Genomic DNA, 22,224 nt, shown 5'->3' with positions numbered 1-22,224 from the left:
CCTCAGTCCACCCCGAAGATCTTTTCCAGGTACGCCGCCACGCCGTCCTCGGTGTTCGCCGTCGTCACGTCGTCGGCGACCGCCAGGACGGCGCGGTGCGCGTTGGCCACCGCCACACCACGCCCGGCCCAGGTCAGCATCGGCACGTCGTTGGGCATGTCTCCGAAGGCCAGCACGTCCGCCGCGGCCACCCCGAGCTGGTCGCAGTACCAGGCCAGCCCCGCCGCCTTGGTCACCCCCGCCGCCGAGATCTCCACCAGCCCGGAGGACGACGAGTGCGTGGCCTCGGCCAACCCCGCCACCGCCGTGGCGATCAGCTCGGCGAAGGCATCCGGGTCCTGCTCGCCGGCTCGGGCGAGGAGCTTCACCGCCGGGACCGAGAGCAACTCCTCCGGCGTCTCGATTGGCCGGATGCCGTTGGCATCGGCGTCCCAGCGCAGCGGGTAGTGCGCCTCGTGCCGCATCTCCCGGCTGTCCAGGATCTCCACGGCGAAGCTGATGCCGGGCACCTCGGCCCGTAGCCTCCGGGCCACCTCGGCCAGGTGGTGCGGGGCGAGCGGGTCAGCCCGCACCACCTCGTCGGAGAACGGGTCGTAGACCACGGCGCCGTTGGCGCAGACCGCCGGCAGCGGTCGGGCGAGCTGGTCGTACACCATCTTGAGCCAGCGGACCGGACGGCCGGTGACCAGGACGACCGGCGTGCCTCGCGCGGAGATCCGCGCGAGCAGGTCAGCGGTGCGTGGGCTGACGGTGTGGTCGTCGCGGATCAGCGTGCCGTCGATGTCGGTGGCAATGAGGCGGGGTGTGTCTCCCATTACCGGGACAGTAGCCGGTCCAGATACACCGCCACCCCGTCGTCGTCGTTGCGCAAGGTCACCTCGTCGGCGGCGGCACGCAGCGCGGGGTGTGCGTTGGCCACGGCCACCCGCGACCAACCGGCCCACTCGAACATCGGCAGGTCGTTGGGCATGTCACCGAAGACCAGCACATCGGCCGGGTCGACCCCGAGGGTCTGCGCCACCACGGTCAGCCCGGTCGCCTTGTCCGCGCCGGGCGGGCAGATCTCGATGAAGCCGAGACCGGCCTGGGTGAGCGTCGCGACCTGCGGCGAGACGATCCGGCGGGCCACCGCCAACAGTTCGTCCACGTGGTGGTCGGCGGTCCGGGCGAACGCCTTGATCACGTCGCAGGCGAGGCACTCGTCGCGAGTGCGCGCCTCGAAGCGGTCCTGGTAGGGCCAGCTCTCGTGGTAGTCGCCCCACAGCGGGGCGTCGTGCTCGTCGGACGCCTCGACCATCACGGTCAGTGGGCCGACCTCCGCCTCCAGGTCGGCGAGGAGCCGGGCCAGCACCTCGGCGGGCAGCCGCTCGTCGCGGAGCACCACCGGGCCGCTCGGGTCGCTCTGGTCGACCACCCGTCCGCCGCCGGCCATCACCAGGAAGTCGGCGGCGCGGATGTCGTTGCGGGTCAACTCGGTCAGCCGAGGGCCGCGGCCGGTAGCGCCGACCACCGGAATTCCGGCGGCACGCACCCGGTCGAGCACCCCATGGGTGTACGCGGAGACGGTGTCATCGCTGCGGACCAGCGTCCCGTCGAGGTCGGTCGCGATCAACTTGGGCAGTCCCGGGCGGGTCATCGTTCCTCCTTCGCCCGCCGCCGTCGCACCTGCCGTGGCCAAGGAAACCAAGGCCCGGCGTGACGGCGGGCAGCAACCGTACCTCGCGGAACCGGTCGCATCCATGGCTTCCAGGCGAATCGGACGCCAACCCCGGGCACCCGCCAGATGACCGCCCCGCGCTATCCCACTCCCCGCGCGATCTTGCACTCTCGATTGCTGATTCGCGTGTTACGCACCCTTTGTCCGGACAGCGATTGCAAGATCGGCGACGCGAGGGGTGGCGAGGGTGGGTGGGAGTCAGGGCTGGGGGTCGGGGCGGGCGAAGGGGGCGGCGGGGGTGACCGTGAGGTCGGCTGGGGCGGGGAGGCCGTCCTCGATCGGGTCGGGGTCCCGGCGCCGGCGCCAGGGCCGTGGTGCTGGCGCGTCGCCGGGCCGGTCATCATCTGGTGGCCCGGCGAACACGCCGGAAGGCGTGGCGGGGGTCAGCCGCAGGGCGGCCGCGAACAGCACACAGGCGACGAAGGCCATCACCAGCCCACGGCCGTACTCGATGTGAAAGCCGTCCTCAAGCGAGTAGAAGAAGTTTCGCTGACCAGGGTTGTCGAGGCCGGCAGTGGCGGCCACCAGCAGCACCAGCAGGGCACCGGCCAGGGTGAGGCCGGCCAGCCGGGCGTTCGGCCGCACGGCCGCCGTGCCGCGCAACGTCAGCGCCACGGCGCAGACGAGGGCGAGAAGCCCGACCAGGTAGCCGACCCCGAAGCCACCGACCTCGGACACCCCGGCGGGCACCTCGAACGTCGCGTTCCCCTCGGGCCCGCCGTTCGGCAGGCTCATCACCAGCCACTCACCGACGAGCGAGGCGACAGCGGCCACCGCGCCCAGACCGGCGAGCAGCAGGGGCAGCCGAGGATCCTGCGCGAGATCGGCCAGGGACAAGGCGAAGCGGCGTCGCGGGGCACGCTCGTCGGCACCCCACTCGATCACCGCCGGGGCCTCGGATCGGTCGCCCTGCCGCGGGATTGGAAGCTCCTCGGACATCGGCCACCCTTCCGCCGGTCACGGACCTGTGTCGCATCATGGCACAGCAAGCTGGTGGTGACCGGGATCGCAGGGCTGGCGAGCGCGCCGGTCTGTCGCTCGGCGGTCGCCTTTCCGCTAGCGTTTGCCCCATGCCTATCCGTACCGCTTCAGCACAATGGCAGGGCAATCTCACCGAGGGCGCGGGCACCGTCCGCACCGGTAAGGGCGGCCTGTCCGGCAACTACTCCTTCAAGTCGCGCTTCGAGGAGGGTGAGGGCACCAACCCCGAGGAGCTGATCGCCGCCGCGCACGCCGGCTGCTTCTCGATGGCGTTCTCCAAGGCGCTTGCCGACGCGGGCTCGACGGCCACCTCGGTCGAGACCACCGCCAAGGTGCACCTGGACAAGACCGACGCCGGCATGACCGTGACCCGGATCGACCTTGAGACGGTCGGCCAGGTCCCGGGGATCGACGACGCGGAGTTCCAGAAGCTCGCCGAGGCCGCCAAGGCCAACTGCCCGATCTCCCGCCTGCTCTCGCCGGGTGCCGAGATCACCCTCAACGCCCGTCTGGCTGCCTGAGCTAGCCGGACCACACCGTACGTCCACGGAAGGAGCCTCCGCCCGGTCCCGGGTGGTCGCTTCTTCCGTGCATGTGCGGATGACGGCCATGGTCGTCCAGCAGGACCGGGCCGCGTGCCCCCGCGTCGGGCACAATGGGCGAGGTGCCGGTGGAGATGAGCCGTGAGCGCTTCGAGGAGTTGGTCGGCGAAGCCCTCGACGAGGTGCCCGAAGAACTTCTCGGCCTGATGAACAACGTGGTGATCCTGGTCGAGGACGACCCGCCACCGGGAGAGGTCGACCTGCTCGGCCTCTACGAGGGGTATGCGCTCACCGAGCGCGGTTGGGACTATGCCGGCGTGCTACCCGACCGGATCTTCATCTACCGCCGTCCGATCCTTCGGATCTGCGACAACGACGAGGACGTCATCGACGAGGTGGCGGTGACAGTGGTGCACGAGATCGCCCACCACTTCGGCATCGACGACGCGCGCCTGCACGCGCTGGGCTGGGGCTGAGCCCGCGCCGCTCGTCCCGCCCCCGCCGCGCCGTCCGTCCGATGGCCGGTGCTTGCCGAGGTCGCCTACCGTCGGTGCAGCGAACGCGACCCTATTCAGGAGGCCCTTTCATGCGCAGCGAGCTGTTCTCCGCGGAGAATCTGGAGAAGGAGTCCGCGCAGCCCGGCATGCGGTTGCAGAACTCCAAAATGTTGAAGATCGAGCTCAACGGCGAGGCGATGGCCCGGGTCGGGTCGATGGTCGCCTACCAGGGGAATGTGCAGTTCCAGGCGTTGGGTTCAGGCGGGCTCGGCAAGTTCCTCAAGCAGAAGCTCACCGGCGAGGGCGTCCCGCTGATGAAGGTCACCGGCCAGGGTGACGTCTTCCTCGCCGAGCTGGCCAAGGACGTGCACATCATCGACCTGGAGCCGGGCGACGCCCTCTCCATCAACGGCAGCAGCGTGCTCGCCTTCGACTCCACCCTCCAGTACGACATCAGGATGGTCGGTGGCGCTGGGATGGCGTCCTCGTCCGGCCTCTTCAACTGTGTGTTCAGCGGCTACGGGCGGATCGCCATCACCACCAAGGGCACCCCGGTCGTGCTGAACGTGGACGCCCCGACGTACGTCGACCCCCAGGCCGCGGTCTGCTGGTCGGCCAACCTCCAGACCGGCTACCACCGGGCCGAGCAGCTCGGCCTCGGCACTCTGCTCGGGCGCCGCACCGGTGAGTCGTTCACCATGAGCTTCGCCGGTCAGGGCTTCGTGGTGGTGCAGCCGTCCGAGGAGCCGCCGGTCCTGGGCAGTGGCCAGCAGCAGCAGGAGGGCGGTCTGCTCGGCGGTCTGCTGAGCTGACCGGGAGTGGCGCGGGGCGCACCTGATCTGTCGAGCTGACCGCGGCGGCGCGGGCACTCCCGTTCTCCTGGGGGCGCTCCGCGCCGATCAGGTCAACTCGCCGGTACGCAGGCGGGTCAGCCAGGCCGCCGCGTCGGCGTAGTCGACGTCGGAGAGGCCCGCTGGTGCGGGCACCGGGCGTTCGCCCGCCTCGGCCCACCGGTGCCGGGGGTAGGAGCCCAGGAAGCGGACGTCGGCACAGACCCTGCGGAGCCCCTGCAACGCCTCGCCCAGGCGTACGTCGGCCACGTGGCCGGTGCAGTCCAGGAAGAAGACGTAGCGGCCCAACGCCTCGCCGGTCGGCCGCGATTCGATCCGGGTCAAATTGACCCCACGGACGGCCAACTCCATCAGCACCGACAGCAGTGCGCCGACCCGGTCGTGGGCGATGTAGACAGCGAGCGAGGTGAGGTCGTCACCGGTCGGCGGCGGTGGCGGCCCGGGGCGGGACACCAGCGCGAACCGGGTCACCGCGTCGGGGTGGTCGGCGATCTTGTCGGCGAGTGTGGTGAGTCGGTGCCGGGAGGCTCCGATCGGTGCGCAGATCGCCGCGTCGTACTCGCCTCTGCCGGCACCGGCGGCGGCCGCGCCGTTGGAGAGCACGTCGACCACCACGGCGTCGGGCAGGTGATCGCGCAGCCAGCCTCGGCACTGGGTGGATGCCTGTGGATGGGCCGCCACGGTGCGGATCGAGGGCAGCGGGGTGTCGGGCCGTGCGGCGAGCACGAACTCCACCGACAGGATCACCTCCCGGGTGATCACCAGCGGCTCGCCCTCGGCCATCTCGTCCAGCGTGACGCCCACCGCGCCGCCGATCGAGTTCTCCAGTGGCACCAGCGCGGCGTCGGCGTCGCCGGCGCGGACGCTGTCCAGCGCCTCTCCGACGCTGCGGGCGGGCGTACGGGTGCCGCGCTCGGCGGCGGGTATGGAGCGCAGGGCCTGCTCGGCGAAGGTGCCCTCCGGCCCGAGGAAGACGAAACGTGTCGGCGGTGTTCCCGGCATGCCGATCAGCCTACGCACCCGGTCCGTTGGCCGGGCCGGCGTCGCAGGCGAGTGCGCGAATCCCGGCCGGGCTGGCGGCGCGTACCTCGATGGTGCAGACGTCCGTTCCGGCGGTGACCAGCACCGGGGAACCCGGCTCACCCCGGGTGACCACCTGGAGTTCCTCGTGCCCGGTCACCGTCAGCACTGTGAACTGCCAGTCGCCGGCGCAGAGCGGCCCGGTGCGGACCTGGACCCGGACGTTCGCCGGCAGCACTCCGGCCCGGCCGCGCAACAGTTGCAGCACCCGCTGGCCGGTCGGCCCGTTGCGGCAGGCCGTCGCGACCAACCCGGCGTCCGGGGTGGGCGTGACCGTACCGAGAGACGGCGCGGTGGTCGGCGGGGTGGCCGGTGGGGTGCTCGGACCGGACGGTGTCGGGGCCGCGGTGTGGGTGGGCACGCTGGTCGGCTCCCCCAGCCCGGGTGGGGCGCCACAGCCGGCCAGCGCCGCGACGGCGAGCACCATCGGCAGGACTCGGACGAGGCTCCGCGCCGGAACGCGGTCGGCTGCCCGGCCAGGAGTCGCCGGTGGGGGGTGGATCGTCGACCGCGGTGCGGGGGACGCGGGCGGGGGTGGGGTGAACGGCACGGGCCGATCCTCGGGACATCGGAGAATTCGTCGCGGCCGGGGTGGCCGAGCCCATCGTAGGGTGAGCGGCCGGTCGGGTGAAGGTCAGCCGGTGACGCGGTGCCCGGCGCGCTGGAGCGCGGCCGTGCCCTCGGTCAGCCGGACGGTCGGCACCAGCAGATAGTCGGTGTCGAACGTGGAGAACGTGACGGCGCTGACCCGTGCCTCGGCGAGCGGGTCGACCAGCGCGGCCAGGCTGCCGGTGCCGGCCAGCGCCACCGGGGCGGTGACCCGTAGGCAGCGCCAGGTCGTCTCCACCACGGCCTGTGCCGGCGCCCGTTCGGTCGGGCAGATCACGGAGATCCCGTCGGAGGTCCAGCTCACCGTCACCACGTCTGCGCCGCGCAGCCCGCTCGACAGCGCGTACGGCAGGGTGGTGCCGGCGGCCAGCCGGCACACAGCGTATTCCCCCGGCAGCAGAGCGATATCGAGCATGAGGGCACCCTACGGCCTTCGTGATGACCCACCCCGGCAACGCCGCGTGCGGCGAAGGACACACCGCGCCGCAGGTCAGACCTCGGAGAAGAAGGTGAGTGAGCCGGCGACGGTGCCGTCGGTGAGCACGGGGGTGGAGATCGCGTCGACTGTCGCGTCGGAGCTGTTCGCCGAGGCGGCCTGCACCCTGAGTAGCCCACGGGCGAGTCGGCCGGAGGAGAGCGCCAGCAGGGGCGGAATCTTGTCGATCTCGGCTTCGGTCAGCTCGCCCCGGTTGGCGGTGAAGTCGAGCAGGCGCAGCCCGCCATCGAGCAACGGTCGCCCGATCAGCCCGGCCGGCTCACCGAGACAGAGCAGCTCGCAGCCGGCCGTGGAGATCGCCACCACCCGGGTGTCGGCGTCGATCAGCAGGCACGGCTCGTCGGCCCGGGAGACTGTCGACGACCATTGGCCGACGTTGTCGGACTCCGGCTCTGTCGAGGCCCGCGCCGCCGGCACGAACGCTTCCGAGAGCGAAAGTTCGACGTGGGCCACCGCGCCTCCTATGTGCACCGATCGACTGTCCACGCTAGCGGGTCGCCGACGGAATCACCGAGCGCACCGGGTCACCGGGGCGCACAGGGTGAACCGAGGCGACCGGTGACGGCGCGGAGACCGGTGAGGCGAACGGGGGGACCGGAGCCGCGTGGCGTCGCCGGTGACGTTACCGGCGGTGGGCCGGCTTGTCAGCGGCCGTTCGGCCCTCGTCGTACCACCGGTAGTCGGCGGTTGGACGGTACGTGCCGTTCAGCCAGGTGCCCGGGTGCTGCGCGACCCGGGAAAGCTTCTCGGCGGTCGCGGGGCTGATCCGGCTGCCGCCGGCCACGAGCAGCCGGTCCAGTTCCCGGTGGGTGGCCATCAGACAGTCCTTCGGAAGGCCGTAGACGCTGATCACGCCCGAGCCGACGAAGGTCAGCACCGGCGTCACCGGAACGGGCAGCCCCACCGCCTCGGAGAGCGCCTTGCTGGCCCGCTTGGCGTCCCGGCGGGACTCGGCCACGTACGGGGGCCGCTTGCCGTTGATCTGCACCACGTCTCCGGCGACGAGCACCCTGGCTCGGCCGTGGTCGGCGATGGTCACGGCGAAGAGGCCACTCGGCCCGATGGCGAGGAACCCGGCTCGCTCGTCCTGACCGCGGTCGAGGACGTCTGTCACGTCGGTGCGCGGCCACTCGATCACGTGCCAGGCGGGCCCGAGGTGGTCGAGTTGACCCAACGCCCGTGCCCCGGCCGCCTCCAGGCGGCGTGCACCCCGCTCGGCCCGACGGCGGCGGGCCCATTCGAGCGGTGTCGGACGGACCGGTTCGAGAACCCCCGGCGCCTCGACGCGGGGGTGTGGCACCGCGACGGGCGGCAGTGCCCGAGCGGACGGTACGGCTCGTCGTGCGGGAAAGACAGTCATCGCGACCTCCGGCAAAAGGTCCCTCGAAGTTATGTCCTCACTACCCTACGTTGCCACTACCGGTGTTCGGCAAGCCGGAACGCCGGAGTGACTGTGGATGAATGCCATATTCATCCACAGTTCTTTTCTCGGATGCCGCTAAACCCTGCCCTACGCTGCGGGAGTGACCCACTACGTCGACAGTGAAGTCGGGCGGCTCGGCACGGTACTGCTGCACCGGCCCGGCCCCGAACTGGCCCGGCTCACCCCGCGCAACAACGACTCGCTCCTGTTCGACGCGATCCCCTGGGTGGGGCGCGCCCAGGAGGAGCACGACGCGTTCGCCGCCGCCCTGCGCGAGCGCGGCGTCGAGGTGCTCTACCTGGCCACCCTGCTGGCCGAGACGCTGGCCGTCGCGGACGCCCGGGCCGAACTCACCGAGCAGGTGCTGCGCTCCCGGCGGCTCGGCGACACGCTGCGCGCCCGCGTCGCCGACCACCTCTCCTACCTGGACCCGGCCACGCTGGCCGACGTGCTCACCGCGGGGCTGGCCCACGAGGAGTTGCGGATCAGCTCCGAGCGACCGGGAGGGCTGGTCTACACGCTGATGGACCGACACGACTTCGTCATCGACCCGTTGCCCAACCTGCTCTTCACCCGAGACTCGTCGCTGTGGATCGGCGACCGTGTCGGTGTCACCAGCCTGGCCATGCCGGCCCGCCGCCGTGAGACCACCCTGACCGACGCCATCTACCGCCACCACCCCCGGTTCGCCGGCACCGAATTCGTCTACCGTCCCAGCCTCGAGCACCTGGAGGGCGGGGACGTGCTGCTGCTCGCGCCCGGTGTGCTGGCGGTCGGGGTGGGCGAGCGGACGACCCCGGCCGGCGCGGAACGCCTCAGTCGGCAGGTCTTCGCCGCCGGCCTGGCCCACACCATCCTGGTGGTGCCGATCGCCCAGAAGCGCGCCACCATGCACCTGGACACTGTGTGCACGATGGTCGACGTGGACGCCGTCCTGATGTACCCCAACATCGCGAGCACGCTGTCCGCGTACACGGTGATCGCCGGCGGGGACGGCGAGGACCCGCGGGTGGACGGGCCGGCGCCGTTCCTGCGGGCCGCCGCCGACGCGATGGACCTCGACCTGCTCCGGGTCATCGACACCGGGCTGGATCCGGTCACCGCGGAACGCGAGCAGTGGGATGACGGCAACAACACCCTCGCGTTGGCCCCTCGGCTGTGCGTCGGCTACGAGCGCAACACGGAGACCAACGCCCAACTGGAGCGGGCCGGCATCGAGGTGATCCCGATCGCCGGCTCCGAGCTGGGCTCCGGTCGTGGCGGACCGCGCTGCATGTCCTGCCCGATCACCCGCGACCCGCTACCCGTCGCCAGCTGAGCACGCGACGACCGCACCCGCCGCCCGGCTGGGCGGAACGGACCGACCGCGCCCGTCGCCCCGGTCGAGCGGGACGACCGCACCGCCGCCCGGCTGTGCGGGACGACGGCCCGGCTCAGCGCAGGGTGAGCTGGCGGCCGAGCAGCCCCTGACGGGCCCGGCGACCGGCGGCGTCGAGTGGGTCGGTGACGGTGAGCGCCTCGGCGTACCGCTTGGCGAACTGCGCCACCGGCTCCTCCCACTCGGCCGCCGGGGTCTCCTCCGGCAGGTCCCAGACCGGCACGAGTCGACCGTGCGCGCGGAACATGCCGGCGAACCTGGTCTGCTCGCCGAGCGTCAGCGTGCCGGCCGCGCCGAGGCGGGCCAGCGCGTCCAGTGCGGCGTCCTCGTCGTCCGGCAGCACCCAGCGCACGTGGGCCTTCTCCGGGACCTGACACCAGTACGCGGCCTTCGCCGCGGTCAGCCGGACCGTCGGGTAGATGGCCGCGTTCGCCCGCTCCAGCGACGCCTGGACGGTCGGATCGTCGGCGGCCCCGGGGTCGAGCCAGAAGTCGAAACCGTCGTGCATGGTGATGTCCAGCGGACCGTCCACGAGAATGTCCTGCAGCCGGGGCCCGGGACCGGGCAGTGGCGGCACGGCCACCTGGCCACCCGGCTCGGCACGCAGCGCGCTGAGCAACGCGTCTGCCAGATCCCGCGACACGTCACCGGACTGCTGGTGGCGCTGGAGACCGATCAGCACCCGGCCGTCCGGCTTGGTGATCGCCGGGGCGGCCATGGGCAGGACCGTGGCGAGCGTCACCGTCCGGTCGCCGAATTCCTCGACCACTGCGGGCGCCAGCCGCAGCGGGGCGGAGGCGGCGGGCACCAGTTCGCGCAGCGCGATCCACTCGGACTCGTCGATCAGCCCGTCGAACGGACGCGGCACGAAGACGTCCCGCACCTTGTCGCGACGGGGGGTGGTGTCGGCGGCGGCGCGCTGGCTCTTTCGACGCTTACTCACGGCGTCACAGCCTAGAGCCCCGAGCGGCTCGCCGTGACCGGGACCCGCCCGAGCCGTCCTCAGCCCGCTGGCACCAGGTCGGGTCGGGGTGTCGGCACCCTGTCGAACTCCGCCCAGACGCGCTGGCCCATGCCGTCCTGCTCGACGCCCCAACGGGTGGCCAGGCCGGCCACGATGTGCAGCCCTCGCCCGTCCGCCGCGTCCGGGCTGGCCGTCCGGAGCCGTGGCCCGGCGCTCGCGCTGCCGCCGTCGGTGACCCGCAGCTGGATCAGTGCGCCCTCGGCCGAGGGCCGCAGCTGCCAGGCAACCCGGATCACGCCGCCGGGCAGCGGTCTGGCGTGCCGCACCGCGTTGCCCACCAGCTCCGCGAGCACCGCGATCAGGTCCGCGAGGAGCGTCGGGGGTACGACGTCCGCCAGCTCGGCGGCGAGCCGGTGTCGGGCCAGCCGTGCCCCGCCCGGGTGGTGGGGAACCACCACGCACCAGGCTCGATCCCTCGTTGCCGCTGCCACCGTCGCCTCCACGTCGCGCCACCCCTGGTCAACCGCGTGGTAGCCGCACCTCTGCGACCGTACCGCCGCCGGTCCTCGGACGTAGGGATACCCATCCATTCTGCTGTTCAACGATCCGGCGGACGAGATAGAGGCCGAGCCCGGCCCCCGGGTAGCCGCGACGGTCGCCGGACTCGCCCTGCCAGAACCGGTCGAACGCCCGTTCCACGTGCTCGGGTCGGATGCCGATGCCCTGGTCGCTGACCCGGAACGCCACCAGGTGACCGTCGCCCGAGGCGGTGATCTCGATGGGAGAACCAGGTGCCGAGTACTTACCAGCGTTGGTCGTCAACTCGGTCAGCACCGTGGACAGGCTGGGCCGGTGACCGAGCGCCTTGGGCAGATCGCTCGGGAGGCGGAGCACCAACCGACGGCGCAGCTCCGCCGGCAGGTCGACGACGGCGGAGCGCAGCGCCTCGCCGAGGTCGAACGGGGTGGGAGGGTCGTCGCCCGGCCCCACCTCGGCCGCCGAGCTGAGCAGACGGTCGACCAGCCGGGCCAGCTCGTTGGCGCGTTGCCCGATCACCCGGGCCGCCTGCCGTCGGTCGACGTCGGTCAGCGACTCCCAGTGGTCGGTGAGGGTGTCCGCGTACCCCTTGATGACGGTGACCGGGGTGCGCAGCTCGTGGCTGGTCACCGCGACGAACAGCTCGCGGTCGTGGTCGCGGCGCTGCTGGTCGGTGATGTCGCGGAAGGTGACCACCCGTAGCGTTCCCGGGCCGGGCAGGTCGCCGGAGGTGATCCGCAGCCAGCGGCCGTCCGGCATCCGGTGGTCCCGAACCTGCCCGGAGGGCGGCAGCGGGAACGGCAACGGGCGGCTCAGCGCCTGCTCGACCGTCCGGCCGGTGACCTGGGCGGCGGCCGGGTTCCAGAGCCGGACGTTCCCGTCCCGGTCGACGACGGCCAGCCCGTCGGCGAGGGCCGCCACCACCGGGCCGTCGCCGTGCACCGGCAGGCCACTCTGGTCGCCGTACATGTGCCCGATGCAGGAGGCGAGATAGCCGATGACTCCCTGCTGCTCGGCGCCCGGCTCCTCGTCGCCCGGGTAGAGCGCGTGCAGGCTGCCGACGGTGTGACCGCCGATCTCGGCCCGGGAGACGACCATCCGGCGCAGGCCGCTGCCGGCCAGTTCGCCGGCCAGCTTGCCGTTGAGGTCACTCACCCGCGCCTGACGCACCCGTGGCCCGGAGAGCAGGCAGACGGTGTCCGGGTCGTCGACGGCCAGTGGTCGGCCGAGGGCCCACTCCGCCGCGCCGGTCGCGGCGATGACGCGACCGCCGGTCGGACCGAACTCGACGAACGCCATCCCGGTCGCACCGAGCGCCGGCTGGGCCACCCGGAGCAGCTGGGTGAGGACCGGTAGGCCCGCGTCCCCAGAGTTGATCATCTCGATCACGACGGTGTGGCCGGCGAGGAGAGCGGGGAAATCGATACGCTCCGGCATGTGCCGAGTCTGCCCCGCCGGCCCGGTTTTGGGCACCCCCGCCCGGTCGATGGGTCAGCGGTCCAGCCGGGCGAGGGCGTACGCGGGCCGGTCGGTGATGATCCCGTCCACCCCGGCGGCCAGCACCAGCTCCAGGTCGGTCGGCTCGTTGACCGTCCAGACGTACACCTGGTTGCCGGCCGCGCGCAGTGCGGGCAGCAACTGCGGGCGGGCCCGGACCAGGCCGATGCCCGGCCCGGCGATCCGGGTGCCGAACGGCAGCCGACCCAACCGCAGCCAGGGCGGCAGCACCTCCAGCAACAGCACGGTGGGCAGCGTCGGGGCCAGCTCGCGCACCCGACGGACCGCCAGCGGGGAGAACGACATGACGGTGACCTGCACAGGGTCGTCCGGCGCGGGGTCGGCCAGCCCGTACCGGCGCAGCAGGCTGACCAGTCGCCGTTCCACGTTCGAGCCGTAGCGGGACGGGTGCTTCGTCTCCACCAGCAGTCGGACCGGCCGCCCGGCGGCGAGCACCGCGTCCAGGAGCCGGGCCAGGGTCAGCAGCCGGGTGTGGGACTCGTCCGGTGGCAGGTCGCCGTTCGGGGCGCTGCCCGGGTGCCAGGAGCCGAAGTCCAGGGCGTCCAGCTCGGCGAGCGTACGCGCGCTGACCAGACCGCGACCGTTGCTGGTGCGGTCGAGTCGTCGGTCGTGCACGCAGACCAGGTGCCCGTCCCGGGTCAGCCGGACGTCGCACTCCAGGCCGTCGGCGCCCTCGTCGAGGGCGCGCAGGTAGGCGGCGAGGGTGTGCTCGGGTAGGTCGAACGAGGCGCCGCGGTGCGCGAAAACCAGTGGCCCGCCCATTCCGCCGGCCTCAGATGACCTGGCCGGGCTGCCCGTTCGCGTCGACCACCGGTCGGCCGACCGCAGCCCACTGGCGCATCCCGCCGTCGGCGTTTCGCACCTGCTCCCAGCCGTTGTTGATCAGGTAGGCCACGACCTGGGCGGAACGCCCGCCGGAACGGCAGACGACCGCCACCTCCCGGTCGGTGGGCACCTCGGCCAGCCGGGCCGGCAGCTCCATCATCGGCAGGTGGTGGGCGGTGGGCGCGTGGCCGGCCGCCCACTCGTCGTCCTCCCGCACATCCAGCAGGTAGGTCTCGTCGGCGATCTCGGTCACGGGCACGGTGGGAACCTGGGGTCCGAACACAGGAAGCAACACTAGATCCTTGTGGCCCGGTTCGGCACCGACCGGGCCGTCGGCACCGTCACAACCGGGTCACCCAGCGGGGGTTTGCCTGCGCCCAGGCCGGTACCCGGGTGCCGCGGACCGCCTCGAAGAGCCCGTTGCCGCCGTTGTCCAGCACCACGTACGAGACCTCGTCGATGGTCTGCGGCGAGGAGGGCACCTGGACGCCGCGCATCCCGTCGGGCGGCAGCGCGCGCAGCGCGAGGAGCAGGTCCTCCAGGGGTACGCCGTTGGTGTCGACTGTCAACGAGCTGCCGACCGCCCGGAGCACCTGGTCCAGTTTGACGGGGTTGCTCCGCAGGTCCGCCCTGCCGGCGCTGTCCAGCATCGCCCGGAGCAACTGCTGCTGGTGGTGTTGCCGGTCGTAGTCACCGCCGGGCAGGTCGTAACGCTGTCGCACGTAGTCCAGCGCCTGCGCACCGTCCATCTGGTGGCAGCCGGTGGTGAAGACCCGGTTGGTGTGGATCGAGCGGACCTCGGTGTCCACGCACATCTCCACCCCGCCGAGCAGGTCGATGACCTTCCGGAAGCCGGAGAAGTCGATAAGCGCGGCGCCGTCGAACCGGATTCCGGTGAGCTGGTGCAGTGTGGCGGAGAGCAGTTGGGCGCCGGCCTGCCCGCCGCCACCGTGCTCGTACGCGGCGTTGATCTTGTCTTGACCGCCGCCGAAGCCGTTCGCCGGCGGGATGGCGACCAGCAGGTCACGCGGGATGGAGACCAGGTACGCCTCCCGCTGCCCGGCGGGGACGTGCACGATGAGGATGGTGTCCGAGCGTTGGTCCGGGCCGCTGTCGCCCGGGCGCCGGTCGGAGCCGACCAGGAGGTAGTTGAGCGGCCCGTCCAGGTCGGTGCGCTCGGTGCGGGCGTCGGCGTCGAGCAGTTGCTCCTTGGTCACCGTGCGGTCGTAGCGGTGGCTGAGCGTCTTGAGCCCGGCCACGGCGAGCCCCGCCAGCAGGACGAGAGCCAGGCCGATGCCGAGCAGGATCCGCGGCCAACGGACGCGAGGCGACCGGGCGGACGGGGTCGTTCCGGCCCGGCCCGCTGCGTTCCGTCCCCACCTGGACGTGACCGCCTCCCCGCAGCCGATACGTGAAACCTGCTCACGTCAGGCTACGGGCGGTGACGAGGCCGTCGCTGGCTTTCCGCGACTCCCGGCCTCACTTGCGGGTGGAGATCACCTCGGGGTGGGTGAAGACGAACTCGGCGAGTTTATCCTGCTTGACGGCCTGGAACATCGCCATCGTCTCTTCGCTCAAGCCCTCGGTGTTGTTGTTGTTGGCGTGGAAGGTGCCGTTGTTGGTCTTGAGCATGGTCAGCTCGTTGCCGGTGACCCCGCGCATGGTGAAGATGAAGTCCTCGATCGGCACGCCGCCGGTGTCCAGTACGAACGCCTTGCCCGCCGCCTTGATCAGGTTGTTCATCTTGGCCGGGTTGGACAACATCCCGCCCTCGGTGGCCTTCTTGGCCATCGCCTTGATCAGCTGCTGCTGGTTGGCCTGGCGGTCGTAGTCGCCGTTCTTGAGGGACTTGCGCTGCCGGGAGTAGTCGAGCGCGGCCCAACCCTCCATCTCCTGGCAGCCCTTCTTGTGCACCACCGGGGTCCGCTGCTTGCCGGTCTTCTTGGCGTCCGCGTTCCACATCGGCTTGCCGTCGACGTACGACATGTGCAGCGACTTGACCTCCTGGCTGACACAGATCCGCACCGTGCCCAGGGTGTCGATGACGTTCTTGAAGCCCCCGAAGTTGATGATCGCCGCGCCGTCGAAGCTGATCCCGGTGAGCCGCTTGATCGTCTGTGCCATCAACTGGGCGCCGCCCTCCCAGCCGCCACCGTTTGCGGCACCGGCCTGGAACGCGGCGTTGATCTTCCCGGAGCCGCCGCCGTAGCCGCTCTTCTTGAACGCCGGGATCTGCGCCTCGGTGTCACGAGGGATCGAGATCAGGTACGCCTGGTCGTGCGTGGCCGGAATGTGCAGGATGATGATGCTGTCCGAGCGGACGTCGTCGGCGGCCCAGCGCTCCCGCGCGTCCACGCCGAGCAGCAGCATGTCGATCGGGCCGTCCAGGCTCGCACCGCCCTCGGCGTCGGACTTGCCGGCATCACCCAGCAGGTTGCCCTTCGCGATGCCGCCGGTCGCCTGCCCGATCAACGCCTTGCTGCCGACGATGGCCACCCCGCTGCTGAGCATCAGCACGGCACCGAAGACAACGGTCAGCCTGGCCCAGAGCGGGTCCTTGCGCTTGGTCCGCTTCTTCGACCCACCGCCACCCGGGCGGTCGCCGCCACCGCCGCCACCGCCGCTGCCGGGCGGACGCGAGCCCGGCCCGCCGCCCGAGGGGCGTGCCTGCACGGGTATGGCCGCAGCGACTCGACCGCTGGGGGCGGCGGACCCGGGGGTAGAAGGGCGACGACTGGCCTGAACCGGCATGCGTGCTCCAGCTCGTGATCAGGAGGGGGCGGCACCACTGTACGTACATCAAATCGACTTGGCGAGTTCATCCCGGGTCAATCCGGACGTCGAATTTTGCAGACTCAGTCGATCGTCGCTGCTCGATGACCCGAACGGTTGGTGCCAGTCGGGCCGTCGTCAGCCGCCGTCGTTGCTCTTCGGCGGGTTCGCCTTGACCCACTCGGCCATCGTGTCCGCGGACATGGCCTGGTACATCGCGAGCGCCTTCTCCCGGTCCGACACCACCACCGACTCGCCGTTGATGGTGTCGCTGCCCGAGTTCGGGCTGGTCACAAAGGTGAGGTTCTGGCCGCGCAGGTTGCGGAACTGCAGCGCCATGTCTGTAACCGAGAAAGTCTGGTCGACGGTTACGGCCGCGGTCACCGACTTGAGGAAATCGTTGAGCTTCTTCGGGTTCGCCAGCGTGCCGGTGCTGGCCGCCTTGTCCATCAGTGCCCGAAGGAACTCCTGCTGGTGCCGCATCCGGGCGAAGTCCCCGTCCGGGAACTGCTTGCGCTGCCGGATCCAGTCCAGCGCCTCCGCGCCGTCCATGTGGTTGGTGCCCTTGGTGAAGGTCCGGTACGGCTTGTGGATCGAGGTGACGGTGCGCTCGACCTTCAGGTCCACCCCGCCGAGGGCGTCGGTGACCTCCTTGAAACCGCCGAAGTCGATCGCCATCACGTGGTCGATCCGAACGTCGGTGAAGCACTCCACGGTGCGTACCGCCAGCGGCAGCCCACCGAACGCGAACGCGGCGTTGATCTTCGCGCGCGAACCGGAGCCGCAGTCCGCGCCGGCGCTCTCCGGGATCGGCACGTACAGGTCGCGGGGGATGGAGACCAGGTAGGCCTCCTGGTGGTCGGCCGGAATGTGCATGACGATGATCGTGTCGGCGCGCCACTGACTCTTGCTGTCGACCGGCGCGTCCGGGTCCCGTGAGTCGCTGCCTACCAGCAGGATGTTCAGCGCGCCATCGACGGTCTTGGCGGGCCGACCACCGGTGATCTCCGCGAACGGGTCGGTGCGGGCCAGGTCACTGTTGAGGTTGCGGGCGTACAACCAGGCGCCGACGCTGCCGAGCAGCGCCAGCACCAGCACCACGGCCCCGGCCACCAGGGCGATCCGACCCCAGCGCGGTCGCGGGCCGCGCCGCCCCGGACCACCGGTGCCACCCGGACCGCCGGGCCCGGGGGGCCCCGCCGGCCCGCCGGAGCGGGGCTGCTCCTCGTCGTACGACGGGTAGAAGCGCGCCTCGGTCGGACGGGCACGCCCGGAGGCACCCCGGTCGGGGCCGGGCACCGAGGCGCGCCCGGCGCTGCGGTGCAGGTACGGATGCGGGACGCCGGCAGACGAGGTCGCGGACATGTAACTCAGGGTACGTAGCGGGAGCCACTGCCGCCTTCAGGCGACACTCAGCGGCAGGCGGTACGCGAAAATCTGGTTACCCTAGCCGCGACCGGAAGTACTCGATCGTGCGTCGCAGGCCATCTTCGGGCGCGACCGACGGCTCGTATCCGAGCAGTTCACGAGCGAGCGTGAGATCCGGTCGACGCATCTCCGGGTCATCCGAGCTGCGGGTGACATAGGTCACCTTCGAGGTGCTGTCGGAGAGCGACACGATCAACTCGGCGAGTTGCCGCATGGTCAGCTCGTGCTCGGTGCCGCAGTTGACCGGACCCGTCTCGGTCGAGTCGAGCAGCAGCAGGATGCCGCGCACCAGATCCTCGACGAAGCAGATGGACCGGGTCTGGTTGCCCGTGCCGTGCACGGTGATCGGCTCGCCGCGCAGCGCCTGGGAGATGAAGGTGGGGATGGCGCGGCCGTCGTCCGGGCGCATTCGCGGGCCGTAGGTGTTGAAGATCCGGACGATCGCCGCGTCGAGCCCCCGGTAGCGGTGGTACGCCATCGTCGCGGCCTCGGAGAAGCGCTTGGCCTCGTCGTAGACGCTGCGGACCCCGATCGGGTTGACGTTGCCCCAGTAGGTCTCCCGCTGCGGGTGCTCCTTCGGGTCTCCGTACGCCTCGGAGGTGGAGGCCATCAGGAACCGGGCGCCGTCGGCGGTCGCGCGCTCCAGCAGGTGCAGGGTGCCGACCGAGCCGACCCGGAGGATCTCCACCGGCAACTGGGCGAAGTCGGTGGGGCTGGCCGGAGAGGCCATGTGCAGGATCGCGTCGAACCGCTCGGCCAGCGCCGGGTGGTGGGTCGGCAGACCATCGGAGATGTCCGCTTCGACGAGGGTGAAGGTCGGCCGATCCAGCAGGTGGGCGACGTTCTCCTTGGAGCCGGTCACGAAGTTGTCCAGCGCCACCACCGTGCAGCCCCGGGCGATCAGGGAATCCACCAGGTGCGACGGGACGAAACCGGCGCCGCCGGTGACGAGAACGCGGTGACCGGAACCGAAGCGCTCAGCAACCTTCATGCCGGTCAGCCTACCGACCCCCATTTCCACGAAGAGGCCCCCTGTTGAGCACAGGGGGCCTCTCGTGACGAGCGCTCGGATCAGTGGGCGCCGGAGCCCGTGAGGGCCCGCACCTCCAGCTCCGCGTACTTGTCCTCGTCGTGCTCCTTGGAGATGACAGTGCCGATCCACCCGCAGAGGAAACCGAACGGGATGGAGAGGATGCCCGGGTTGGACAGCGGGAACCACTGCCAGTCGTGGTCCGGGAACATCGAGGTCGCCGCACCGGAGACCACCGGCGAGAAGAACACCAGCAGCACGGCCGAGAGCAACCCGCCGTAGATCGCCCACACCGCGCCGGAGGTGTTGAACCGCCGCCAGAAGAGGCTGTAGAGGATCGCCGGCAGGTTGCCCGAGGCGGCGACCGCGAAGGCCAGCGCCACCAGGAACGCCACGTTGAGGTTCTGCGCATAGATCGACAGGGCGATCGACACCGCGCCGATCCCCAGGGCGGAGATCCGGGCGACCCGCACCTCCTGCCGCTCCGACGCCTCACCCTTCTTCAGCACGTTCGCGTAGAAGTCGTGCGCCAGGCTGGACGACGAGGCCAGCGTCAACCCGGCGACCACCGCGAGGATGGTGGCGAAGGCGACCGCCGCGATGATCGCCAGCAGGGCTGCCCCGCCCAGTTCACCGCCGAAGAAGTCGATGCCGAGCGCTTCGGCCAGCTGCGGCGCGGCAGTGTTGCCGGCCTTGTCCTGTGCCGTGATCGCCTGGCTGCCGACCAGCGCCGCCGCACCGAAGCCGAGGGCCAGGGTGAGCAGGTAGAAGGTGCCGATGATGCCGATCGCCCAGAGCACGCTCTTACGGGCCGCCTTCGCTGTCGGCACCGTGTAAAAGCGGATCAGGATGTGCGGCAGACCGGCGGTGCCGAGCACCAGGGCGATGCCCAGGGACAGCAGGTCGACCTTGTTGTAGAACGTCTGTGTCGAGTTGCCGGCGACCTCGACGCCGTACCGGAGCCCGGGTTCGAGGAACGCGCTGCCCTTGCCGGAGGCGGCGGCCGCCTGGCCGAGCAGCTCCGACAGGTTGAAGTTGAACTTCGCCAGCACCAGGATGGTCATCAACAGCGCGCCGCCCATGAGCAGGAACGCCTTGACGATCTGCACGTAGGTGGTGCCCTTCATGCCACCCACGGTCACGTAGATGATCATCAGCGTGCCGACCATGATGATGGTGGCCACCTTCGCGGTGTCCGCATCCATGCCGAGGAAGGTCGTCCCCGGCCGGATGCCGAGCAGCAGCGCGACCAGCGCGCCGGCGCCGACCATCTGGGCGAGCAGGTAGAAGATCGACACCGTGATGGTGGAGACCGCCGCCGCCGTACGCACCGGACGCTGACGCATCCGGAAGGCCAGCACGTCCGCCATCGTGTACCGGCCCGAGTTCCGCAGCAGCTCCGCGACCAGCAGCAGGGCCACCAGCCAGGCGACCAGGAAGCCGATCGAGTAGAGGAAGCCGTCGTAGCCGTACAACGCGATGATGCCGGCGATGCCGAGGAACGAAGCGGCCGACATGTAGTCGCCGCCGATCGCCATGCCGTTCTGGAAGCCGGAGAAGGACCGGCCGCCAGCGTAGAAGTCGGTCGCCGTCTTGGTCTGCCGGCTGGCCCAGATGGTGATGCCCAGGGTCACCGCCACGAAGACCAGGAAGAGCGTGATGGTCAGGTTGCGGGCGGTGTGATCGCCCGCCTCAGCCGCGAGGAACGTCTCAACCGCGTGAACCGTCTTCACGGGTCACCTCCCCGATCTCGGCGCGGATCCGGTCCGCGATGGGGTCGATCTTCCGGTCCGCGTACCGGGAGTAGAGCCAGGCGATCAGGAACGTGGAGACGAACTGGAGCAGGCCGAAGACCAGTGCGACGTTGATGTTGCTGCCGAACAGCTTCGTGCCCATGAAGTCCCGGGCGTACGCGGAGAGAATGACGTAGAGCGCGTACCACAGGAAGAACGCGACGGTCATCGGGAAGACGAAGCCGCGCAGCGCACGCCGCAGCCCGGCGAACTCGTCCGACCGTTGTACGGCCAGATACTTGTCCGACTGGGAAGCAGCCGGAGCGGGTGTGTCCGTGGACATCTGTGGATCACCACCTTCACAGGCGTCAGAGGAGTTTCGCGCACCGTAAAGAGCGCACTCCCCGGCAGGGAAGGCTGAGATCGACGCCGGTCGGCGAGTGCGCCGAGCGGTTGGCTGGCTGCGCCAAGTGACTCAGGTCACTGCGGTGATCGGTCGCCCCTGGCGAGGCGTCCGTTCAGGCCGGCAGCTCGTGGTAACGACCGCGGTAGTGCAGCAGCGGAGTTGCCTCCTCGGCCAGTTCGACCGCCTCGATCGTGGCCTCGACCAGCAGGCCCCAGCCGTACTCCCGGGCGGTGTCCAGCCGGCACCCGGCCCAGCCGCCGGCGTCCGCCGGAACCGGCCCGTACGGCGTGTCGTTCCACGCGCCGGTGGCGAAGAGCCCGCCCGGGGCGGGGAAGAGGCCGGCGAACCGGTCGGCGAGTTGCCGGTGCGGCGGGCCGAGCGGCGTGACCGCGAACCGACCCGACTCCTCGACGGCCGCCCAGAGGTCGGACTCCGGGTCGATCAGCCCGAGCAGCCGGTCCGGTTCCCCCTCGGCCACCAGGGTGGACGAGACGGTCAGCCCGGCCGGACCGGGCGTCGTCCAGAGGGTCACCGGTGCGGCGAGGCGACCACGCAGCCGGCGTACCGGCGACCGTTGCCCGGTCGGCACCGCGAACGGATCGGTGTGGTGGATCTCGGCACCCGGCTCATGATTCACGTGAAACATTGTGCCGCCCCGACCCCTCGCCCAACCAAGGAAGCGCTCGTGCAGATCGGCGGGTCGTCCGCCGAGCCGGGCGAGCTGATCACCGGCCTCCGCCATCATCGTGGCCAGGTAGACCAGCAGCCCCACGCGGTCGTCTCGGTACTCAGCGAGCAGTGCCAGCCGCGCCGGCTGACACGGCCAGTGCGCGCCGCAGCCCCGACACCGCCACAGCGGCCGCATCGGCACGTGTGGCCGGCTCACCAGCCGGGCCCGGTCTTCGCGATCAGCCGACCCCGTACGGTGGTCGAAGGGTCTCTCCGGTTTGAGCGATATACCTCTGAGGCATGAATATGACTCAGAGGTATATCGCTTGTGGTGGCGTGGCGCTCCCGGCCGGCGCAGCTCACCAGCGGCCACCGTTCGCGCGCCAGGTTTGCGCCGGGGTCAGCCAACCGGCCCGGCCTGGTCGCGGCAGGGCCACCGTCGGCCCGTTCGCCCACGCGGGTGGTTGATTCGGCGGGCCTGCCGACCGCTCCGATCCGGTCGCGCCCGGCACGGCCGCCGGTGCCGCAACCTTCTTTCTCCGGTACGACCACCGCGCCCCGTTCCTGCCACGGATGAACCCGAACAAGGCTGATCTCCTCCCAGTCGACGAGGGCCGCCCCGATCGGGGGATGACCGGGGCGGCCCGAACGCAGGACCCAGTCGCCGGGACGTCGCCTCCACCGGCCGGGCCGCGTGTTATCCACCCTGGACTGAGCGGCGCGGACAGGGGAGGATGCCAGGGCTTACTACGCAGCGCGGTCACGTAC

At 70.9% G+C, this 22,224-nt stretch carries 24 protein-coding genes; 4 read left to right on the top strand and 20 right to left on the bottom strand.

Annotation, left to right across the window (positions count from 1 at the left end):
* Window positions 1-2: 2 nt before the first annotated feature.
* The 3 genes from GUI43_RS12635 to GUI43_RS12625 all read right to left on the bottom strand — a co-directional run bounded on the left by GUI43_RS12635 (window position 3) and on the right by GUI43_RS12625 (window position 2,656).
* Complete coding sequence (locus GUI43_RS12635; protein ID WP_091396753.1) at window positions 3-815, bottom strand: HAD family hydrolase; 813 nt, start codon at window positions 813-815, stop codon at window positions 3-5.
* Window positions 815-1,636: an HAD family hydrolase gene (locus tag GUI43_RS12630; protein WP_112698860.1), complete on the bottom strand. Its 822-nt coding sequence runs from the start codon at window positions 1,634-1,636 to the stop codon at window positions 815-817. The genes GUI43_RS12635 and GUI43_RS12630 overlap by 1 nt, the downstream gene beginning before the upstream one ends.
* A gap of 279 nt (window positions 1,637-1,915) precedes the next feature.
* Window positions 1,916-2,656 carry a hypothetical protein gene (locus GUI43_RS12625; RefSeq protein WP_112698859.1) on the bottom strand — a complete coding sequence of 247 codons (741 nt, stop codon included), beginning with the start codon at window positions 2,654-2,656 and terminating at the stop codon, window positions 1,916-1,918.
* A 131-nt stretch (window positions 2,657-2,787) separates the two neighbouring features.
* On the opposite strand from GUI43_RS12625, the gene GUI43_RS12620 reads away from it, so the two are divergent.
* From GUI43_RS12620 to GUI43_RS12610, 3 genes are all read left to right on the top strand, one after another.
* Entirely contained in the window at window positions 2,788-3,219 is a 432-nt protein-coding gene (locus GUI43_RS12620; RefSeq protein WP_112583873.1) for an OsmC family protein, read from the top strand.
* A 149-nt stretch (window positions 3,220-3,368) separates the two neighbouring features.
* Entirely contained in the window at window positions 3,369-3,716 is a 348-nt protein-coding gene (locus tag GUI43_RS12615) for a metallopeptidase family protein (protein WP_181518411.1), read from the top strand.
* A gap of 110 nt (window positions 3,717-3,826) precedes the next feature.
* On the top strand, window positions 3,827-4,549 hold the full coding sequence (locus GUI43_RS12610) for an AIM24 family protein (RefSeq protein ID WP_112583872.1): 723 nt from the start codon (window positions 3,827-3,829) through the stop codon (window positions 4,547-4,549).
* A gap of 87 nt (window positions 4,550-4,636) precedes the next feature.
* On the opposite strand, the gene pheA is transcribed toward GUI43_RS12610, so the two are convergent.
* From pheA to GUI43_RS12585, 5 genes are all read right to left on the bottom strand, one after another.
* Entirely contained in the window at window positions 4,637-5,590 is a 954-nt protein-coding gene (gene pheA, locus GUI43_RS12605) for a prephenate dehydratase (RefSeq protein ID WP_091397560.1), read from the bottom strand.
* A 10-nt stretch (window positions 5,591-5,600) separates the two neighbouring features.
* Window positions 5,601-6,095: a hypothetical protein gene (locus GUI43_RS12600; RefSeq protein ID WP_112698858.1), complete on the bottom strand. Its 495-nt coding sequence runs from the start codon at window positions 6,093-6,095 to the stop codon at window positions 5,601-5,603.
* Window positions 6,096-6,302: 207 nt separating this feature from the next.
* On the bottom strand, window positions 6,303-6,692 hold the full coding sequence (locus tag GUI43_RS12595) for an ACT domain-containing protein (protein ID WP_112583870.1): 390 nt from the start codon (window positions 6,690-6,692) through the stop codon (window positions 6,303-6,305).
* A gap of 75 nt (window positions 6,693-6,767) precedes the next feature.
* Window positions 6,768-7,226, bottom strand: a complete 459-nt coding sequence (locus GUI43_RS12590) for a hypothetical protein (protein ID WP_112583869.1) — start codon at window positions 7,224-7,226, stop codon at window positions 6,768-6,770.
* A gap of 169 nt (window positions 7,227-7,395) precedes the next feature.
* The gene (locus GUI43_RS12585) at window positions 7,396-8,133 is read right to left on the bottom strand and encodes a hypothetical protein (RefSeq protein WP_112583868.1); all 738 of its coding nucleotides are present in this window, start codon (window positions 8,131-8,133) and stop codon (window positions 7,396-7,398) included.
* A 163-nt stretch (window positions 8,134-8,296) separates the two neighbouring features.
* On the opposite strand from GUI43_RS12585, the gene GUI43_RS12580 reads away from it, so the two are divergent.
* Entirely contained in the window at window positions 8,297-9,514 is a 1,218-nt protein-coding gene (locus GUI43_RS12580) for an arginine deiminase (protein ID WP_112601298.1), read from the top strand.
* A 115-nt stretch (window positions 9,515-9,629) separates the two neighbouring features.
* On the opposite strand, the gene GUI43_RS12575 is transcribed toward GUI43_RS12580, so the two are convergent.
* The 12 genes from GUI43_RS12575 to GUI43_RS12520 all read right to left on the bottom strand — a co-directional run bounded on the left by GUI43_RS12575 (window position 9,630) and on the right by GUI43_RS12520 (window position 21,652).
* Entirely contained in the window at window positions 9,630-10,517 is an 888-nt protein-coding gene (locus GUI43_RS12575; protein WP_112698857.1) for a DUF5926 family protein, read from the bottom strand.
* Between the two features lie 59 nt (window positions 10,518-10,576).
* Window positions 10,577-10,996 (bottom strand): ATP-binding protein, encoded by a 420-nt coding sequence (locus GUI43_RS12570; RefSeq protein ID WP_225855275.1) that lies wholly within the window; start codon window positions 10,994-10,996, stop codon window positions 10,577-10,579.
* A 61-nt stretch (window positions 10,997-11,057) separates the two neighbouring features.
* Window positions 11,058-12,512, bottom strand: a complete 1,455-nt coding sequence (locus tag GUI43_RS12565; protein WP_112583864.1) for a sensor histidine kinase — start codon at window positions 12,510-12,512, stop codon at window positions 11,058-11,060.
* 54 nt (window positions 12,513-12,566) lie between these two features.
* Window positions 12,567-13,355 carry a glycerophosphodiester phosphodiesterase gene (locus GUI43_RS12560; protein ID WP_112583863.1) on the bottom strand — a complete coding sequence of 263 codons (789 nt, stop codon included), beginning with the start codon at window positions 13,353-13,355 and terminating at the stop codon, window positions 12,567-12,569.
* A 10-nt stretch (window positions 13,356-13,365) separates the two neighbouring features.
* Window positions 13,366-13,701: a rhodanese-like domain-containing protein gene (locus GUI43_RS12555; RefSeq protein ID WP_030487745.1), complete on the bottom strand. Its 336-nt coding sequence runs from the start codon at window positions 13,699-13,701 to the stop codon at window positions 13,366-13,368.
* 58 nt (window positions 13,702-13,759) lie between these two features.
* Window positions 13,760-14,677, bottom strand: a complete 918-nt coding sequence (locus GUI43_RS12550; RefSeq protein WP_249037732.1) for an LCP family protein — start codon at window positions 14,675-14,677, stop codon at window positions 13,760-13,762.
* A gap of 220 nt (window positions 14,678-14,897) precedes the next feature.
* Window positions 14,898-16,169 (bottom strand): LCP family protein, encoded by a 1,272-nt coding sequence (locus GUI43_RS12545; RefSeq protein WP_112601300.1) that lies wholly within the window; start codon window positions 16,167-16,169, stop codon window positions 14,898-14,900.
* 159 nt (window positions 16,170-16,328) lie between these two features.
* On the bottom strand, window positions 16,329-17,555 hold the full coding sequence (locus GUI43_RS12540; protein ID WP_112601301.1) for an LCP family protein: 1,227 nt from the start codon (window positions 17,553-17,555) through the stop codon (window positions 16,329-16,331).
* Window positions 17,556-17,631: 76 nt separating this feature from the next.
* Window positions 17,632-18,609 (bottom strand): NAD-dependent epimerase/dehydratase family protein, encoded by a 978-nt coding sequence (locus tag GUI43_RS12535; protein WP_112601302.1) that lies wholly within the window; start codon window positions 18,607-18,609, stop codon window positions 17,632-17,634.
* Window positions 18,610-18,689: 80 nt separating this feature from the next.
* The gene (locus GUI43_RS12530; RefSeq protein ID WP_091396810.1) at window positions 18,690-20,381 is read right to left on the bottom strand and encodes a monocarboxylic acid transporter; all 1,692 of its coding nucleotides are present in this window, start codon (window positions 20,379-20,381) and stop codon (window positions 18,690-18,692) included.
* On the bottom strand, window positions 20,359-20,724 hold the full coding sequence (locus GUI43_RS12525) for a DUF485 domain-containing protein (protein ID WP_088950720.1): 366 nt from the start codon (window positions 20,722-20,724) through the stop codon (window positions 20,359-20,361). Before GUI43_RS12525 ends, GUI43_RS12530 begins: the two co-directional genes overlap by 23 nt.
* Before the next feature lie 175 nt (window positions 20,725-20,899).
* The gene (locus tag GUI43_RS12520; protein ID WP_112698882.1) at window positions 20,900-21,652 is read right to left on the bottom strand and encodes a flavin reductase family protein; all 753 of its coding nucleotides are present in this window, start codon (window positions 21,650-21,652) and stop codon (window positions 20,900-20,902) included.
* Window positions 21,653-22,224 lie beyond the last annotated feature (572 nt).

The sequence above is a fragment of the Micromonospora noduli genome (assembly GCF_003264365.1).
GTDB lineage: Bacteria > Actinomycetota > Actinomycetes > Mycobacteriales > Micromonosporaceae > Micromonospora > Micromonospora noduli.
The sequence above is the reverse complement of the archived record's forward strand: the minus strand, read 5'-3'. Positions and strand labels throughout refer to the sequence as shown.

Excerpts from the sequence above, each read along its gene's own strand:
- GUI43_RS12625 (WP_112698859.1), bottom strand. The coding sequence starts at position 2,656 with ATGTCCGAGGAGCTTCCAATCCCGCGGCAGGGCGACCGATCCGAGGCC.
- GUI43_RS12635 (WP_091396753.1), bottom strand. The coding sequence starts at position 815 with ATGGGAGACACACCCCGCCTCATTGCCACCGACATCGACGGCACGCTG.
- GUI43_RS12540 (WP_112601301.1), bottom strand. The coding sequence starts at position 17,555 with ATGTCCGCGACCTCGTCTGCCGGCGTCCCGCATCCGTACCTGCACCGC.
- GUI43_RS12630 (WP_112698860.1), bottom strand. The coding sequence starts at position 1,636 with ATGACCCGCCCGGGACTGCCCAAGTTGATCGCGACCGACCTCGACGGG.
- GUI43_RS12620 (WP_112583873.1), top strand. The coding sequence starts at position 2,788 with ATGCCTATCCGTACCGCTTCAGCACAATGGCAGGGCAATCTCACCGAG.
- GUI43_RS12565 (WP_112583864.1), bottom strand. The coding sequence starts at position 12,512 with ATGCCGGAGCGTATCGATTTCCCCGCTCTCCTCGCCGGCCACACCGTC.
- GUI43_RS12535 (WP_112601302.1), bottom strand. The coding sequence starts at position 18,609 with ATGAAGGTTGCTGAGCGCTTCGGTTCCGGTCACCGCGTTCTCGTCACC.
- GUI43_RS12520 (WP_112698882.1), bottom strand. The coding sequence starts at position 21,652 with ATGCGGCCGCTGTGGCGGTGTCGGGGCTGCGGCGCGCACTGGCCGTGT.
- GUI43_RS12595 (WP_112583870.1), bottom strand. The coding sequence starts at position 6,692 with ATGCTCGATATCGCTCTGCTGCCGGGGGAATACGCTGTGTGCCGGCTG.
- GUI43_RS12545 (WP_112601300.1), bottom strand. The coding sequence starts at position 16,169 with ATGCCGGTTCAGGCCAGTCGTCGCCCTTCTACCCCCGGGTCCGCCGCC.
- GUI43_RS12560 (WP_112583863.1), bottom strand. The coding sequence starts at position 13,355 with ATGGGCGGGCCACTGGTTTTCGCGCACCGCGGCGCCTCGTTCGACCTA.
- GUI43_RS12600 (WP_112698858.1), bottom strand. The coding sequence starts at position 6,095 with ATGGTGCTCGCCGTCGCGGCGCTGGCCGGCTGTGGCGCCCCACCCGGG.
- GUI43_RS12610 (WP_112583872.1), top strand. The coding sequence starts at position 3,827 with ATGCGCAGCGAGCTGTTCTCCGCGGAGAATCTGGAGAAGGAGTCCGCG.
- pheA (WP_091397560.1), bottom strand. The coding sequence starts at position 5,590 with ATGCCGGGAACACCGCCGACACGTTTCGTCTTCCTCGGGCCGGAGGGC.
- GUI43_RS12525 (WP_088950720.1), bottom strand. The coding sequence starts at position 20,724 with ATGTCCACGGACACACCCGCTCCGGCTGCTTCCCAGTCGGACAAGTAT.
- GUI43_RS12585 (WP_112583868.1), bottom strand. The coding sequence starts at position 8,133 with ATGACTGTCTTTCCCGCACGACGAGCCGTACCGTCCGCTCGGGCACTG.